The organism is Acaryochloris sp. 'Moss Beach' (assembly GCF_021497025.1).
GTDB lineage: Bacteria > Cyanobacteriota > Cyanobacteriia > Thermosynechococcales > Thermosynechococcaceae > Acaryochloris > Acaryochloris marina_A.
In genome coordinates, this window is the sequence record NZ_CP071717.1 from 4204287 (window position 1) to 4221098 (window position 16812).

General features: G+C 48.2%; 16 protein-coding genes. 12 read left to right on the forward strand and 4 right to left on the reverse strand.

The features are described 5' to 3' along the window. Positions 1–156 precede the first annotated feature (156 nt). Positions 157–1740, forward strand: coding sequence for a peptide ligase PGM1-related protein (locus HRE53_RS19865; protein ID WP_235107663.1), 1584 nt, complete (start codon positions 157–159; stop codon positions 1738–1740). An 18-nt stretch (positions 1741–1758) separates the two neighbouring features. Beyond that, positions 1759–2223, forward strand: a complete 465-nt coding sequence (locus HRE53_RS19870) for a hypothetical protein (RefSeq protein ID WP_235107664.1) — start codon at positions 1759–1761, stop codon at positions 2221–2223. An 11-nt stretch (positions 2224–2234) separates the two neighbouring features. On the opposite strand, the gene HRE53_RS19875 is transcribed toward HRE53_RS19870, so the two are convergent. The 4 genes from HRE53_RS19875 to HRE53_RS19890 all read right to left on the reverse strand — a co-directional run bounded on the left by HRE53_RS19875 (position 2235) and on the right by HRE53_RS19890 (position 6475). After that, positions 2235–3122, reverse strand: coding sequence for an ABC transporter permease (locus HRE53_RS19875; RefSeq protein WP_212664970.1), 888 nt, complete (start codon positions 3120–3122; stop codon positions 2235–2237). Positions 3123–3204: 82 nt separating this feature from the next. Further along, the gene (locus tag HRE53_RS19880; protein ID WP_235107665.1) at positions 3205–4224 is read right to left on the reverse strand and encodes an ABC transporter ATP-binding protein; all 1020 of its coding nucleotides are present in this window, start codon (positions 4222–4224) and stop codon (positions 3205–3207) included. 330 nt (positions 4225–4554) lie between these two features. Further along, positions 4555–5529 (reverse strand): heme o synthase, encoded by a 975-nt coding sequence (locus HRE53_RS19885; RefSeq protein WP_212664972.1) that lies wholly within the window; start codon positions 5527–5529, stop codon positions 4555–4557. Between the two features lie 61 nt (positions 5530–5590). Further along, positions 5591–6475 carry a heme A synthase gene (locus tag HRE53_RS19890; RefSeq protein ID WP_212666174.1) on the reverse strand — a complete coding sequence of 295 codons (885 nt, stop codon included), beginning with the start codon at positions 6473–6475 and terminating at the stop codon, positions 5591–5593. 563 nt (positions 6476–7038) lie between these two features. Here HRE53_RS19890 and HRE53_RS19895 point away from each other — a divergent pair. The 10 genes from HRE53_RS19895 (at position 7039) to HRE53_RS19940 (ending at position 16795) form a co-directional block, all read left to right on the forward strand. Continuing rightward, entirely contained in the window at positions 7039–8028 is a 990-nt protein-coding gene (locus HRE53_RS19895; protein WP_235107667.1) for a cytochrome c oxidase subunit II, read from the forward strand. A gap of 66 nt (positions 8029–8094) precedes the next feature. Then, positions 8095–9762 carry a cytochrome c oxidase subunit I gene (gene ctaD, locus HRE53_RS19900; RefSeq protein ID WP_212664974.1) on the forward strand — a complete coding sequence of 556 codons (1668 nt, stop codon included), beginning with the start codon at positions 8095–8097 and terminating at the stop codon, positions 9760–9762. Between the two features lie 47 nt (positions 9763–9809). Continuing rightward, on the forward strand, positions 9810–10436 hold the full coding sequence (locus HRE53_RS19905; RefSeq protein WP_212664975.1) for a heme-copper oxidase subunit III: 627 nt from the start codon (positions 9810–9812) through the stop codon (positions 10434–10436). A gap of 288 nt (positions 10437–10724) precedes the next feature. Beyond that, positions 10725–11591 carry a carboxylating nicotinate-nucleotide diphosphorylase gene (gene nadC, locus HRE53_RS19910; RefSeq protein ID WP_235107668.1) on the forward strand — a complete coding sequence of 289 codons (867 nt, stop codon included), beginning with the start codon at positions 10725–10727 and terminating at the stop codon, positions 11589–11591. 266 nt (positions 11592–11857) lie between these two features. Further along, positions 11858–12847, forward strand: a complete 990-nt coding sequence (locus tag HRE53_RS19915) for a LysR family transcriptional regulator (protein ID WP_212664977.1) — start codon at positions 11858–11860, stop codon at positions 12845–12847. Positions 12848–12873: 26 nt separating this feature from the next. Beyond that, positions 12874–13872, forward strand: a complete 999-nt coding sequence (locus tag HRE53_RS19920) for a serine/threonine-protein kinase (RefSeq protein WP_235107669.1) — start codon at positions 12874–12876, stop codon at positions 13870–13872. Between the two features lie 44 nt (positions 13873–13916). Beyond that, positions 13917–14387 carry a hypothetical protein gene (locus HRE53_RS19925; RefSeq protein ID WP_235107670.1) on the forward strand — a complete coding sequence of 157 codons (471 nt, stop codon included), beginning with the start codon at positions 13917–13919 and terminating at the stop codon, positions 14385–14387. A gap of 12 nt (positions 14388–14399) precedes the next feature. Further along, entirely contained in the window at positions 14400–15509 is a 1110-nt protein-coding gene (locus tag HRE53_RS19930) for a phosphotransferase enzyme family protein (protein WP_235107671.1), read from the forward strand. Then, positions 15506–16030, forward strand: coding sequence for a DOMON-like domain-containing protein (locus HRE53_RS19935; RefSeq protein ID WP_235107672.1), 525 nt, complete (start codon positions 15506–15508; stop codon positions 16028–16030). Before HRE53_RS19930 ends, HRE53_RS19935 begins: the two co-directional genes overlap by 4 nt. A 198-nt stretch (positions 16031–16228) precedes the next feature. Then, on the forward strand, positions 16229–16795 hold the full coding sequence (locus HRE53_RS19940; RefSeq protein ID WP_235107673.1) for an FHA domain-containing protein: 567 nt from the start codon (positions 16229–16231) through the stop codon (positions 16793–16795). The last annotated feature ends 17 nt before the right edge of the window (positions 16796–16812 follow it).

Consider the following 16812-nt stretch of genomic DNA (forward strand, 5'->3'; position numbering starts at 1 on the left):
AATGCTTCATAGTTTGCGGGGATATACGGATAGGGGAAGAGAATGAAAAATTTTGCTGAATTGCTGCAGGCAAATCCTCTCTTGGCTGATCTGATATAAATTACGCACGATGGCAGGCAGCTAAGATGACAGATATTGAATGCAAAGGCATGAGGGATGAAAGACCTAGCGGCTGTCGAACAGGCATTTAAACGGCTTCAAGCTCAGTTATGTGATCGCTGGCAGGAGATTGAAACTGTAGATACGGGGCATTCCGATATTTTGGTAATTCCCTCGTTTAGTGTGGATCAACAAGAGCTGCAAAAGATTGATGGGTTTTTGCATTACGAGGAGCGGCTCCTGTTTTCGCTGATCCGGCTTCGTGATCCGAAAACCCGCTTGATTTATGTGACATCCCAACCGCTGCCGCCGATTGTGATTGATTATTATCTCCAGCTTTTACCAGGCATTCCGTTTTCCCATGCCCGCGATCGCTTGTTGCTATTGCCCATTTACGATCAGTCTCTTAAGCCCCTCAGCCAGAAGATTCTAGAACGGCCTCGATTGATGGAGCGAATTCGGCATTCTATGCGACCAGGCTGTTCCTACATGATCTGCTTTAACTCGACGGACTTAGAACGGGAAATTTCGGTCAAACTCAATATTCCTCTATTGGCTGCTGATCCAACCCTTTTACATTTAGGGACGAAGAGTGGGAGTCGGCAGGTCTTTGCGGAGTGTGGTATTCCTCATCCTGATGGCAGCCTGTTGGTGTGGGATACGGAAGCACTCATAGAGGCGGCAGTTGCCCTCTGGCAGCGTCAGCCACAGCTTCAACGGATAGTCGTTAAGCTGAATGAGGGCTTCTCGGGAGAAGGGAATGCGTTGCTGGATCTGCGGAATGTTGGGGATATTGAGACGTCAGAAAAAAGACGAAACGTGATTTGCGATCGCATCCCCCATCTCACCTTTGAATCTCCCACGGAAACTTGGTCTCATTTTTGCGATCGCATCCCCAAACTCGGTGCGATTGTTGAAGCTTTTATTGAAGGGGAATATAAGACCTCTCCCAGTGTCCAGGGCCAAATTACCCCCAATGGCGAGGTAGAAATTCTTTCAACCCATGATCAGATTTTAGGGGGGCCTAATCAACAAATTTATTTAGGGTGCCGGTTTCCCGCTTCAGAAGAGTATCGCCTCCGGCTTCAGCAGTTGGGCCTCAAAGTCGGTGAGAATCTGGCCAAAAAAGGGGTGCTGGAGCGATATGGGGTTGATTTTGTCGTAGTCAAGCGCATTTTGGCGGATGGGAGTACCCATTGGGATGTCCAAGCCATTGAAATTAACCTGAGAAAAGGGGGCACGACGCATCCCTTTATGACTCTGAAACTGCTGACCAATGGCCTTTATGACATGCATAGTGGCTTGTTTTTTGGCCAACAAGGGTTACCGAAGTACTATGTGGCCTCGGATAATCTTTGTGAATCTTCCTATCAAGGATTATTACCAGACGACTTGATGGATATTATCGCCCGCCACCATCTCCATTTTGATACGGGAAGTGAGATGGGTACGGTTTTTCATCTGATGGGCTGTTTGTCCGAGTTTGGCAAAGTCGGTCTGACCAGTATTGCTAATTCACCAGAACAGGCAGACACGATTTATAACCAGGTGATTGAGATTTTGAACCAAGAGACCCAGCCACCCACTCAGACCCAAGACACTGATCCGACCCTACCGATTGGTTGGAGTATCGGTAGTTGATAGGGGTTGGGGGCTTCCTTGCCCGCAGATTCCTGTCTAACGTTTCAACCTGTGGCTGAACCTATGGGTAACTACGATATTCTCCCTCTCGACCCAAAAACTCAATCCATCAGTCTACTGCAGTATGAGGTTAGATTAGAAAAAATGGGCACACTGGGTAGACTGATGGCGAGACATCAAATGCAAATTAGAAAACCTGGCATAGTAGTCCCAATAGTTTATTTTGGCATCACCATTGGTTTGATTACGCCTGTACAAGCTATACCAACAGCGTCTCAGGGATTTTTCGATACTCAGAATGCTGCAGAAGAGTTTTTTGACATTGGCCGTGAGCGCTTGCAGCGCGAGATTAAACTCTTGGAACAGAAACGAAGTCAGCGTTCAGAGAAAATTCTCAAAATCGATGAAAAAACGAAACTCAATGAAAAAGAGCTGGAGAATTGGGATGACTTACATCCTCAACACCAGCTCCGTCAACAGTAGATGAATTGAAACTAGCCAAGGCGGCGGTAGAGTAGCTTTTGAATGCTCAGGAGTGCGAGGGCATCAAATCCGAATAGCAGTAATAAAGAACCCGCTAGGCTGACAGATCCCCAAGGTGCTTCCATCACAACGCTAGTGAAGCTCCAGTCGTTATGGAGATAAAGGTAACGAATCGGCTCAATGGCGAAGCTGAGGGGATTCAAGCTTGCCACCACCTGTAGCCAAGTGGGCATAAAGGTTAAGGGGACTAAAGCTGTGCTGGCAAACAGCAGAGGCAAATTCGTGACAAAGATAACGGCAATTAGTTCGATGTGACCCGGTAATGCAAAGGAAAGTCCCAGGCTAAGGGCTGTCACGCCTAAAACTAGGAGTAAAACAATGAGAGCAACAATGGCTAAACCCACCGTATTGGGTAACCCCGCTCCCATAAAGAAGCTCAGAGCCATAATCGCTAGGGTTTGGACCAAACTTAAGGTGGTGATGAAAATCGCTGATGCCATCACGATGGAAAAGCGGGATGCCAGGGGAGCCACCAGCAGTCGGTTCAAGAACCCAAATTCCCGGTCAAACATGACAGGGAGACCCGCATTTAAAGCGCCACTAAAGGCCGTAAACACAATGACGCCTGCGCTGAGGAACTGGCCATAGCTTTGGCTCGTTCCGAATAGGCCTTCCGGTACATTTTTAAACAGGGCGCCAAACAGAACCAACCACATCAAAGGCTGAATAATGCCAGCAATTAAGGTGGTGGGGCGTCGCTTCAGTTGAATGAACAGACGGCGGGTTAGGGCGACCGTCTCTTGTAAAAATTCGCCAGAAACAATGCCAGGAGTTGTCAATAAATCGGCTTGAACACCTGAGTCAGCGATTGAGTTGGTGTTAGCGGAGGTGGTGGTCATAACAAAGTTTTAAAAGTTGGTATCTAGATTCAGAAAAAGTTGAGGACCTACCGACGGCCAGTTGATCCTGATTGATAGGGAGCTAACGCATATTTTCTTTGCGTTCTTTTTTGCGATCGCGGGTGCCTGCTGCTGCCATTTCAGCATCCAATAAAGTTCGACCTGTGGCAGCCAGATAAACATCGTCCAAACTCGGACGGGCTTGGGCAATGCTGAAGATGGGCAACCCGGCCTCTTTAAGGGCAGTTTGAATATTTAACAGGGCATCTCCTTGGGAAGAGACCACCATATTGAGTGAGTTGCCTTGGGCAGGGTTAATAATCACATCCTGAACAAAGGGCAAGGCGGTGGTCATTGCCTGGGCCTGTTGCGCCTCTTGATCTGGGGTGAACTCCCGAATCTTGAGGGTGACTCGATCTCCCCCAACTTGGTCTTTAAGTTCCGTGGGAGCTCCTTCGGCAATCACGGTACCTTGGTCAATGATGGCGACGCGATCGGCAAGGGCATCGATCTCTTCTAAATAATGGCTAGTTAGCAGAATCGTTGTGCCTCGCTCTCGCAGCCCTTGCAGGAAGTCCCAGATCACGACCCGACTTTCAATATCTAACCCTACGGTGGGTTCATCTAAAACTAAGACAGCCGGTGCATGCAAGAGACCAGCTGCCAAGTCTAGACGTTTACGAATGCCGCCAGAATAGGTTCCTGTTTTAGTGTCGGCCCAACTTTGTAAATCCAGAAGCGTTAAAACTTTTTCTACCTGATCAGCAATCGTTTTGGCAGGTAAATGATAGAGGGCCGCTTGCAGTTGCAGCAATTCACGACCGGTTAGGACTTTATCCAGGGCTACTTCTTGGGCAATATATCCCAACAGTTGACGGGCAGCTCTGGGATATTTTCGCACAGAGACCCCATTCACCTCGATGGTGCCACCATCAGGTGTGGCTAAGCTGCATAGGCAACGCAAGGTTGTGGTTTTACCAGCACCATTGGGTCCTAGCAAGCCAAAAATCTCTCCCGGTTGAATTTGAAAGGAGACATCTTTAACTGCTTCAACCTTGCCGTAGGATTTTTTTAGGTTTTGGATGAGAACAGCAGGAGCCATATAATCACAAATCTCAACAGGCAGTCTTTCTTATTTTATTACTGTGTCTACGATGCAATGGCATGAATCTTAGAAATTGCTAGTTGAGATTGGAGTTTTTGGGGCCATTCGCCACGAATGACTCCCGTGTATAAGGTTATAGATCGACGATATCTAGTCGGAATAAAGACATTAGATTATCAACGGCCTCTTTTTCTTCTTATCCTTTGTTTTAGGCAGCCTAAGTCTGTTTTTTGCTTAATATCGCCATAAGGCTTTAGGGGGAGAGGCACCTGTTAATCTGGCTAAAAAAAATTCAGATGGGGTAAATTCGGCATGAATTTTACAACTTTAACCAATACTGGGTATCCAAGCTTGCAGGATATGAGTGGAGTGGTGCCACATCTGTTGAGTCCAGGGCAAGCTATCCACTCCCATACCTGCGCAGAGCAGCATCATGTACAGAATCGAAAACTTAAAGACTGACCGGGCCATTTGCTTATCTTCTGGTGTTTGAGTCAGCTGCCAGGCTTTGTGAATAAACTGGGCCCAGAGCACAATGGCAATCGATGCGTATAGCGGGCCAGACACCTGTAAGGGATAGACCAGTAACAAAGTAACCGGTAACAACAGTAGCGTGTAGATAAAGGTTTGATTGGCAGTGGTGGCCATGCCTTTAACCACGGGCATCATGGGAACGCCAACTTTGGAGTAGTCCTCTTCAATCATCATGGCGAGAGGCCAAAAATGGGGTGGCGTCCAGATGAAAATGATGGCAAACAGTACCCAAGCCGCCCAGCTCAATTCTCCTGTGACAGCAGCCCAGCCAACTAAGGGCGGAATAGCCCCTGCAGCACCCCCAATGACAATGTTTTGGGTGGATGAGCGCTTGAGCCAGTAGGTATAGACGCCGATATAAACAGCGATACCCGCCATCGCTAGGCACGCACTGAGGAGGTTCGCTCCAAAGTCCAAGAGCAGAAAGGCTATTAGAGCTAATGCTGCTGCAAAGATGCTGGCCTGCCAGACTTGGATTCGCCCAGAAGGAAGAGGACGATGCCGGGTTCGCTCCATGATGTAATCGATGTCGCGATCATAAATACAGTTGATGGTATTCGCCGACCCTGCAGCACAAGCGCCTGCTAGTAAAGTCGTCAAAAATAATCTTGGGCCGACTTGTCCAGAGGAAGCAACCCACATAGCAGCTGCTGTTGTAATTAAGAACAACAGAATCAGCCGGGGTTTCGTCAGTTGATAGAAATCGATGCAGGTCTGAGCAAAACCAGGATGAAGCCAAGGAACCTCAGCCCATACGGTTTTTTGCATATTTAAGCCTCTGAATAAATTCCAAGATGGGGCAAGACGATAAAAATGAGTGTGAGAATGCTTAAGAAGGCTCTAAGGAGCCTGCCATTCTGATGGGCACGGTGTGTAAGGGCTGAACATATTCGGCCTGGTGACGATCCCGAATTGCGATAACGCTGAAGATCACTAAGGTGCCTAATAAAGTCGCTCCAATTGCCTGATGGGCAACAGTTAAACCTACCACTTGTAGATGTAATCTTAGGGTCGATATGCCGACTAAGATTTGTAGGCTTAGCAAGCCTAAAGCAAGTTTCCCCAATCCCCTTAAACGCGGATGAAGTGCTGGGGTTCGCCAAGCCAAAAACACCAGCGCTAGAACAGCTAAGGTGGGAGGAACAACCCCAATAAAGTGGTTATACATAATCCGGCAGAGCTTTGCCCCTGCCAAACATTGGTGAGCAGCCCAACGAGAAGCGACTAAGCCACCGAGAATACTCTGGAAATAGATGAGGACTCCGGCTAGAGTGCTGAGCCAAGGCAATCGATCAACCACTCCCGTTCCCTGATAGGGCATCAAACTACTGCCCAGCACTAACATGCTGCTAAAAAAGAGCAATCCCGTTGCCAAATGAGCAGTCACAATATCGAATCGCAATAGTTGAGTGACCGTTAACCCTCCTAAAACGCCTTGGAAGATAATGAGTCCAAGACACAGGGTTGTCACGACCGGCACCCATTTGGGGAGTTGGGATTTCCACCGCCAGGTTGCTCCCACTAATGCCATCATCAATAGGCCAAGGGAGGAGGCAATCAGACGATGAAACCACTCCAGAAAAACCTGGAGATTCATTTGGTCCTTGGGAATCAGCTCTCCGTAGCATAAGGGCCAATCTGGACAAGATAGCCCTGCATTCATCACCCGGGTTGCACTGCCTAAGGCCATCAAAAACAGTGTCAATAGGGCCATGGCGAAAAATGCATAGCTGAAGAGCTGAGAAGGCGTTCTTCTCACTGAATGGGCACCTGGGGAGTGGGTCTGTAGTATGTCGGCCATGGATTATGTCAACAACGATAGGAAGAGGAGTGTAACCACATCAATGGTTATTAACTTTTAATAGTTCGCTACTAATAGGGATCTATCGAAGCTTGGTCAGGATAGATATACTGTAACCACTATTTCCCTGAGGCTGGAATGGTCTGAAACATATTGCTATACAAGTGTTGCAGCTTGCTTGACACTGTTGCAGATATTACCTTTTTTTAAGGGTTCTACTGAAAGGTAGAAAGACATTGACTTTTGTAAGGAAACTTTAAGGTACAGTTATCTCCAAATCTAGAATCAACTGCCAAGATGGAAGTATCTGTTGTCTTGTCAGGATCCCAAAGAAAAGCCTAAGACTGCTGATCAGAGTTCCACCTTACCGAGTGAGCTGATCTACCGTAGTAGGTGATGTTGAAGGTTCTGAATAGGTGTTTAAGGCTCCTTATTGTTTGGCCTGATGTCCGCTCTATCACTACAGGAAAATCACTGTGAAAGTTCCAACGGCGATTCTCACCTTAATTATTGGGATTCTAATTACCCTTGCTAGCCTCTGGGTCAGTCAACACAATGATGTATTGCTGCCCATTGCTGCAGCATCTGAAGCAGCAGAAATCGATCGCTTATTTGCCGCGATGATGGCCATTGCCACGGGCCTATTTCTGATTGTTCAAGGGGCGTTGCTATATTCCTTATTGGCGTTTCGCCGTAAGCCTGATGATCAGACGGATGCTGCACCCGTGCATGGCAACATTCCTTTAGAGATTGTTTGGACTGCCATCCCTGCAATGTTAGTGCTCTGGTTGGGAATCTATAGTTTCGATGTCTATCAAAGTATCGATAGTGTGGGCACGATGGGATCTCACAATATGGCCCATCAGCATGGCGATATGGAAATGGTGGCTGGTTCAGATTCAGCCCAAATGGTTGCCGATCAAGGGCAGATGTCTTCAGATGCGCTTAGCCAAGCGATGGCGACTGAAACCCTTGCTCCTTTGCAGGTTAATGTAGATGGTTTGCAATATGCCTGGTTATTTACCTATCCCGATACGGGCATTATTTCCGGTGAACTCCATTTACCTGTTAATCGGCCAGTGACCCTTAACATTTCGGCGAGAGACGTGATTCATGCGTTTTGGGTGCCTGAGTTTCGCTTGAAGCAAGATGCGGTTCCTGGGCAGGTGACTCACTTGAATTTTCAGCCTACAAAAGAAGGGGTTTATCCGGTGATTTGTGCTGAGTTATGTGGTGCTTATCACGGAGCGATGAAAACCCGCTCCATTGTTCACTCTGGCCCTGAGTATCAAACTTGGGTGGATAGTCAACTCGTGGCGAATACCTCAAGGGATACTATGGCTCAATCTGAAGGCTCGTCCCCCTTAGAACATCATGCTGCGGCTATGGGCATGCCTGAACATTTGCATGACCTTTCACCCCAGTCGGATTTAGCTCAGGCTGGCAACTTCCCTTCAGAGTCATGACAGCATTATTTATTTTGACGATAAGACAACGATTTCTGTGATTACCCCGGGATAAAGGATTGATTTATGACGGAAGCGCAAGCACCCCATCTAGAAGAAGTAGAGGTGACGCCTTGGCGCGAATACTTCAGCTTCAGTACTGACCATAAGGTGATTGGCATTCAATATCTGGTCACTAGCTTTGTGTTCTATCTGATTGGTGGACTCCTGGCTGAATTGGTACGGACTGAGTTGGCTACCCCGGCTTCGGATTTTGTGCCACGGGAGACCTACAACGAACTGTTCACAATGCATGCCACGATCATGATCTTTTTGTGGATCATCCCCACTCTTACGGGAGGATTTGGCAATTTTTTGGTGCCCCTGATGATTGGGGCTAGGGATATGGCCTTCCCGAAACTGAATGCGATCGCATTTTGGATCATTCCGCCCACAAGCATTTTGTTGCTATGCAGTTTTTTTGTTGGACCCGCTGCTGCAGGTTGGACTTCCTATCCACCTTTGAGCCTCATCACCAACAAAGCTGGAGAAGCTATCTGGATTTTGGGCGTCATTCTCTTGGGGACTTCGTCGATTATGGCGGGGCTGAATTTCCTGGTCACTATCCTCAAAATGCGAATTCCCAGCATGACCTTGAATGATATGCCTCTCTTTTGCTGGGCCATGCTCGCCACTTCGGCTTTGCAGCTGATTGCGACTCCTGTTCTGACTGGTGCAATGGTGTTGTTAGGCTTTGACTTGTTGGTGGGGACCAACTTTTTCAATCCGGCGGGTGGTGGTGATCCGATTGTCTACCAGCATATGTTCTGGTTTTATTCCCACCCAGCGGTTTACATCATGATTTTGCCGGCTTTTGGCTTAATCTCAGAAATTCTGCCGGTTCATGCTCGTAAGCCCATTTTCGGTTATCAAGCAATTGCCTATTCTAGTGTTGCCATTAGCTTTTTGGGGTTAATTGTCTGGGCTCACCATATGTTTACCAGTGGTACCCCCGACTGGCTACGGATGTTCTTTATGATTGCCACAATGGTGATCGCCGTGCCCACAGGCATTAAGGTGTTTAGCTGGGTGGCAACGGTCTGGGGCGGCAAGCTGAACTTATGCAGTGCCATGCTGTTTGGGATGGCTTTTGTCTCCATGTTTGTTGTGGGTGGTCTGAGCGGGGTGATGGTAGCCTCAGTCCCCTTTGATATCCATGTGCACGATACCTATTTTGTTGTTGCTCACCTGCATTATGTTTTGTTTGGTGGCAGCGTGTTTGGCATCTATGCCGGGCTCTACCACTGGTTTCCCAAAATGACCGGTCGGATGCTGAATGAATTTTGGGGTAAAGTGCATTTTGCCATGACCTTTGTGGGCTTCAATATTTGCTTTTTGCCGATGCATGTTCTGGGATTGCAAGGGATGAATCGCCGGATTGCCGAATATGATCCGAAGTTTGCGGCATTGAATTTAGTTTGCACGATTGGTTCATATATTTTGGCTGTATCGACGGTGCCCTTTATCGTCAATGCAATATGGAGTTGGATTGCTGGCCCCAAAGCGAACAGTAATCCTTGGAAAGGACTGACCTTAGAGTGGACGGTCCCTTCCCCACCACCTGTTGAAAATTTTGAGGAAGATCCAGTTCTAACCATTGGCCCCTATGACTATGGAACCCCTAAGGCCCTAGATTTTGTGGCGGCAACCCTAGCGCCACCGACCCCTGCCCTAGCAGGAGAAAGCTCAGAGTAACTTGACTCTATTTAGTAAACCGGACATTTTAGCAATATTGGATAGCCATGCAAGGTTCAACAACCGATCAAAATCAAGCCGATATTACCTATGCAGCCACGGTAGAGACAACTGAGCATCATAGTGAACATCCCGATTTACGGCTTTTTGGATTTATTGTCTTCCTCGTCTCAGAAAGCATGTTGTTTCTGGGACTCTTTGTGGCCTATTTCGCCTTCCGCGTGGTGACGCCTGAATGGCCACCCGAAGGCACTGAAGAACTTGAATTGATACTCCCTGGAATCAACACCATCATTTTGATTTCCAGTAGTTTTGTGATTCATAAGGCTGACACTGCGATTAAGCAGAGTGGGGATGTTAAAGCAGCCCGACTATGGTTTGCGATCACCATTGCCATGGGGGCGACCTTCTTAGCCGGTCAGGTCTACGAGTACAACCATCTTGGATTTGGTTTGACCACCAACCTCTTTGCCAGTACTTTCTATCTGTTGACAGGCTTCCACGGACTGCATGTATTTGTAGGCTTACTGTTGATGTCATCAGTGTTGTGGCGTTCACGGGTTCCAGGTCACTATTCTGAAACCAGCCACTTTGGGATTGAGGCCACCGAAGTTTATTGGCACTTTGTGGACGTTATCTGGATTGTTTTATTCCTGATTTTGTATATCCTCTAAGGCCAGACCTTTTTTGAACAGGGCGGATGATTACTTTGTTTTGATCCTATTGGATCATCAAAGGCTGAACCAATCATATGAATGCACTGCAGATAAATCCTAATCTTTGCTAAAAAAGATTGGGTTTATCTGCATTTGTGTACTGAGAGCCTGCTAAAACGTTGAGTTTTGAACCCTCTGGATATCCAAGTAATGAAAGGGGCCACCCCAATTCCTACGGGCCTGAAGCAAGAATGCTGACCTCAATGCGATACTATTCCCTAGTTTGAAACTGGCACTGAATAATCTGTGGCAAATTTACCTCCCTGGCTGATTCTAGATCCACTTCTACAAGCCTGGCTGGCTGAAGATATTGGCCGGGGCGATCGCACTACCCAGGCCCTCTGGCCTGCTGGGTCAGAAGCCGACTGGGGGCAAGCTGAACTCCGTCTTAAGCAGCCGGGGGTCGTTGCGGGTTTGCCTTTGTTTCAGCGAGTATTCCATCTCCTGAGTTCCCAGGTGGAGATGCATTCTCTCGTTAAAGAGGGAGAGAACAGTTCCTCTGAGACCGTTGTTGCCCAGCTCCAAGGACCCATGAGTGCCTTACTGATGGGAGAGCGGGTCGCCCTGAACTTGATCATGCCGTTAAGTGGCATTGCCTCCCTAACTCGCACCTATGCCGATAAAATTGCCGATTTACCGACTCAGCTCGTTGATACTCGCAAGACGACACCTGGCCTGCGTATCTTAGAAAAATATGCCACCCAGGTCGGAGGAGCGATAAATCATCGCATGGGCTTGGATGACGCGGTGATGATTAAGGACAATCATATTGTTGCTGCTGGGGGAATTGGTAAAGCCGTTCGTCGCGTGCGTCAACAAATTCCGTTTCCCCTCGCCATTGAAGTAGAAACTGAAACATTGGAGCAAGTCCAGCAGGCTGTGGATAATCAGGCCGATATCATTATGCTGGACAATATGGCGGTTGAGCAGATGCAATCTGCCGTCAAACTGATTCGAACCCAATGTGCCCACACGGTCAAAATTGAAGCCTCGGGCAATATCAATTTACAAACGATTAGAGCGGTTGCCGAAACAGGCGTGGACTATATCTCTACGAGTGCCCCGATCACCCAAGCGAGTTGGTTGGATCTGAGCCTTAAGTTTATGGACTGATCAAGGCTTTTGAGGGGTTGAGCGACCGGTCAGGAAACAAAACTTAAAGATTGCTCTCATTCAACCCCAAATATCTGATATCCGTAGGCTTGGAAAGGTTTTCAGAGGTTCTAATTCTGTTGTTTGAGCCAGAGGTTTGTTATCTGAACCCTGCTCGGTGGGTATGCAAGAATCAACAAACAGTGCGACCCGCTACGTTTTGCGGTTAACTTAGAATATCTTGATTACTGGACGATTTTTATTGTCTTACATGCAGGTCATCCCCCATGTCTGACCTTCCGTTTACGCTTGATCAACTCCGCATTCTCAAAGCAATTGCTGCGGAAGGGAGTTTTAAGCGTGCCGCTGATAGTTTATATGTCTCTCAACCCGCCGTTAGCCTTCAAGTTCAGAACTTAGAGCGTCAGCTAGCCGTACCTCTTTTTGACCGAGGAGGACGACGAGCCCAATTGACTGAAGCTGGCCATCTCTTACTTGACTATGGCGATAAAATTTTAGCCCTTTGTCAGGAAACCTGCCGCGCCATTGAAGATTTGCAGAACCTGCAAGGGGGCACCCTCGTGATTGGGGCTAGCCAGACCACAGGAACGTATCTGATGCCGCGTCTAATTGGATTATTCCGTCAGGCCTATCCTGATGTAGCCGTCCAGCTTCATGTTCATTCCACTCGCCGCACGTGCTGGAGTATTGTCAACGGGCAAGTTGATTTAGCAATTATCGGCGGTGAAGTCCCGTTGGAATTGCAAGAATCCTTAACGGTGACTGCTTATGCTGAAGATGAGTTGGCCTTGATTTTGCCGAAGTCCCATCCGCTTGCTGAGTCTGCAGTGATTCAACGGGAAGATCTGTACAAGCTTAGCTTTATCACCCTGGATGCCCAGTCCACGATTCGCAAGGTGATTGATCAAATCCTAACGAGAGGCAACATCGATCCTCGTTTGTTAAAAATTGAAATGGAACTGAATTCCATTGAAGCGATTAAGAATGCGGTTCAGTCGGGTTTAGGAGCTGCTTTTGTCTCCACATCTGCGATTGAGAAAGAACTTGAGTTGGGTAGTTTGAAGCGCGTAAAAATTGAGAATGTTGCTATAAAGAGGATATTATCTCTGATTATCAACCCCAATCGATATCGCTCCAAAGCGGCAGAGATTTTTATCTCCGAGATTTTGCCCAAGTTTAGTACTCTCTCCTCAGACCTAAAAGGAATTGCGAACTCATCTGACGATGCCGAACTTGTTACCTCTGCCACTAACTAGTTTTTGCGAGTAGCTGCATATCTTCAATGGAGATTTACTGTACCCGCCCGAATTGTCAGCGCCCGAATAACTATTTTGCTGACCTGGATGATCCTCAGGCTCTCAAAGCTGTACAGCAAAAGTTTTGCTTAAGCTGTGGGATGCCGTTGATCCTCATCGGGCGATATTTACCGTCACGACTGCTGGCAAAAGGCGGGTTTGGCGCTGCTTATCTCGCTTGCGATCGCTACACGCCAGGCTTACGGGATTGTGTGGTGAAGCAATTTCAGCCCACGGGTTTAGGGCCTAGCCAGATGCAAATGGCCCAAAGCTTATTTCAGCGAGAAGCCGAAGTCCTGGAAAAATTGGGTCGGCATCCGCAAATTCCGGATCTATTTGCTTTTTTTGAGTTACCGGTCTCTGGGCGAGGATCGCAGCCCGCTGAAGATTTTTTCTATTTGGCCCAAGAATTTATTGACGGCAAAACTCTTGAAGAAGAGTTAGACGACAAAACTCAGTTTAAGGAAAAGGAAATCCTGGAACTGCTGGCAGAAATTCTGCCTGTTCTCCAGTTTGTCCATGAGAATGGCTCGATTCATCGAGATATTAAGCCTTCGAATATCATGCGCCATACCCATACCAATATGACCCAAACGGGAAATGGGTTGCTGTATCTCCTGGATTTTGGGGCCGTGAAGCAGGTCGCCAATGTGGCAGCCCCTACCCCCCAGCAAGGCCACCAGTATCTATACCCCCCCTTCTATGCTCCACCGGAGCAAACCCATGGTAATCAGGTGTTTCCCTCGTCCGATTTATACGCGTTGGCCGTCACCTGTATTGTGCTGTTAACGGGTAAAGCCCCCAACGACTTGTTCGATACGTCCCACAATCAGTGGAACTGGCGACCCCATGCTCAGGTGAGCGATCGTTTGGCTCTGATTTTGGACCGGATATTAGAGACTTCACCCCAAAAACGATTTCAGTCTGCTGCCGAAATTCTGGTGCAGTTGGGTCAACCCCGCTCCAGTCTGGGGGCAACCACTTAACTATAGTCAGCCCGCACCCCCAATCTCCATCCCCACCCGCTCCTGTGTTGCCAGCTCCTGCCAGTCCTGTACCTCAGGCAGCCAGTCCTGTACCTCAGGCAGCTCCTGTGCCTCAGGCGGCTAGTCCTGCTATCCCGACCCCCGTGCGTGTCAAGACACCACCACCTCCTTTTTCGCTAGTTCGCATGTTAGGGGGAGCTGCTTTCACGGGGTTTGAAGGAGGCGTATTGGCAGTGGCACTGACGAGCTTTTTGGGTACAACCCTGATCAGCGGTGGTTTTTGGATAGGCCTAGTGGCTGTTTTGGTCTATTGTCAATTGCAGCAATGGATTGAGCGGGTTGATTTGGCCATTATTGCCGTGCTTACCTTGGTGATTATCTTCTTTGTCCCAGCGCTTCAAGGCGGTAACCCCATTCAATCTATTTTGTTGCTGGGGGTTGTATCGGGTTTAGTGTTGATGACCCTGAGCCTAGTGTTTCGACTGATTTATGGTGTTTTATCTCAGTTCCTTTGATTGTTTAGCCCCATGAGTGATCCTCTACCCCCCGGTTTGTCCCCTTGGGTTGTCGCAGAACAATTCAAACCTGCAGGGACCGTCGTTGATATCCAAGAATTTGGTCAAGGCAATATCAACAGTACGTTTCTGGTGACCTTAGATGCTGCGACGGACCAACGGTTTATTCTGCAGCGAATTAATACCCAGGTGTTTCAGCAGCCTCAATTGGTGATGCGGAATATTCGCACCTATTCGGAGCATGTTTGCCAACGACTACAAACAGATGGCTGTCAAAGACGTTGGGAAGTGCCCCAAGTCTTTCTTACCCAAGACCGTCAGGACCATTGGGTCAGTCCGAATGGTGACTTTTGGCGGGCCATGAGTTTTGTGGAAACGGCCCAAGCTCTCCAGGAAATCACGACCCCTGATCAGGCGGAAGAGGTGGGCTATGCCTTGGGTATGTTTCACCATCTAATTAGCGATCTACCGGCGGAGCAGTTGGCGGATACCCTGGAGGGCTTTCATATTACCCCTCAATATTTACAGCAGTTTGAGCAGGTGCAGGATACTCAGGTTGAGTTGACGCCGGAAGTGGAATATTGTCTGCAATTTGTGTGCGATCGCAAACAAGATACCAATATCCTCGAAGCGGCTAAAGCGGAGGGCAAACTCCGCCTCCGTCTAATGCATGGCGATCCTAAGATCAACAACATCTTGATGGATACAGAGACCCAGCAGGCGGTGAGTGTGATCGATCTCGATACGGTGAAACCCGGACTCATTCACTACGACATTGGTGACTGTCTGCGGTCGGGCTGTAACCCCTTGGGAGAAGAAACGGAACAGTGGGAAATGGTTCAGTTTGATCTCAAGATGTGCCAGCGGATTTTACAAGGATATTTGGCGGTCGCCCAGTCCTTTCTGACCGAGGATGATTATGACTATCTCTATGATGCGATTCGCCTGATTACCTTTGAACTAGGGCTACGCTTTTTTACGGACTACCTTGCGGGCAATGTCTATTTCAAGGTCAACCATCCAGACCATAATCTCAACCGTGCCCTAGTTCAGTTCAAGCTGACGGAGAGTATTGAAGCCCAATCCGAATCGATTCAAGCCCTGATTCAATCTTTGCGATGACTGCCTTTTCCCTGCAGCCCTTTGGCACACCCCACCCCGATATCACGATTACGGGCACCTTAGAACGAGAGGGGAATCAACTTGCGATCTCATACACAGTCTCCGGCAACTTAAATCAGGTGATAGTTCCCCCGCCATCGTCGCCAACTCGCCAGTTTGATCTGTGGGAAGCGACCTGTCTGGAATTTTTTCTAGGGCAGCCTCACCAGCCCAATTATTGGGAGTTTAATCTTTCCCCCGCCGGAGATTGGAATGCCTTTCACCTTGAGGCTTACCGACAAGGCTTACAGGAAGTTGAGGCGATCAAGGCGCTGCCGTTCCAAGTTCATCACCAGCAGACCGCCCTCACTTTGTCTTTAACCTTTGATCTCAACCAAATTATGGCTACTTCCCCTGCTTTAGACGTGGGGATTTGTGCGGTGATTCAATCTCCTGACCTGCCCCTGACCTACTGGGCATTATGCCATCCAGGATCTGAGGCTGATTTTCATCAACGGGATAGTTTTATTCTGGTGCTCTAACCTCTGACTGGTGGAGAAAGCAGGTGCCGGTAATCCATTCTCAAAGTATGGATGCCTACAGATGATTTCCCTCTCACACACCTGAGAGTCACAAACTTACGAGTTTTTACGGTGGCAACAGACTGCTTTGCGCTTTTACCTTAAGACTAATGCCAATAATGGTCGTCCATTCGCCGTTCTTCTTCTAAACCAGAAATTATGAATGTACAAGCTCCAACACCGCCGATAGTGGTGACCCAAGATTGTCACGTGTTGATGATTGAAGAAGAAGAAGGGGTTCGCTGTGTATTATTAGAGTCCCCCACCTATTCCCTAGGGCGAGATAAAAAAAATTCTATCGTGTTGCCTGCATCCAAGGCAGTGTCCCGTTTTCATGCCATGCTGTTGCGTATCCCTGGTGCCAATAGTTCTGGCTATAGCTACCGAATTGTCGATGGAGATGCAACGGGTAAGCTCAGCACCAATGGTGTCGTCGTCAATGGTGAACGTACAACCTCTCATACCTTGGTCGAAGGGGATGCCGTTATGTTGGGCAATGTTAAAGCGTCCTATCGCTTAATGACCTTGTCTCCTTCAGGACTGAACCAGGTGAGTGTCGAAGGATTAGATATTCGCAGTACCCTGCCCCATGTTTTCAATCCCCACGCCACTCTGACCAGAGAACATGCTGTTCCATCGGGCATGAATAATACAATGCCCCCGGTCGAAGAAGATTTACCGCCCACCATGTTTTTTAAGAAAGCCCCCAAGAAAACAGCACCTTAATAGTGGCCTATAGCCTG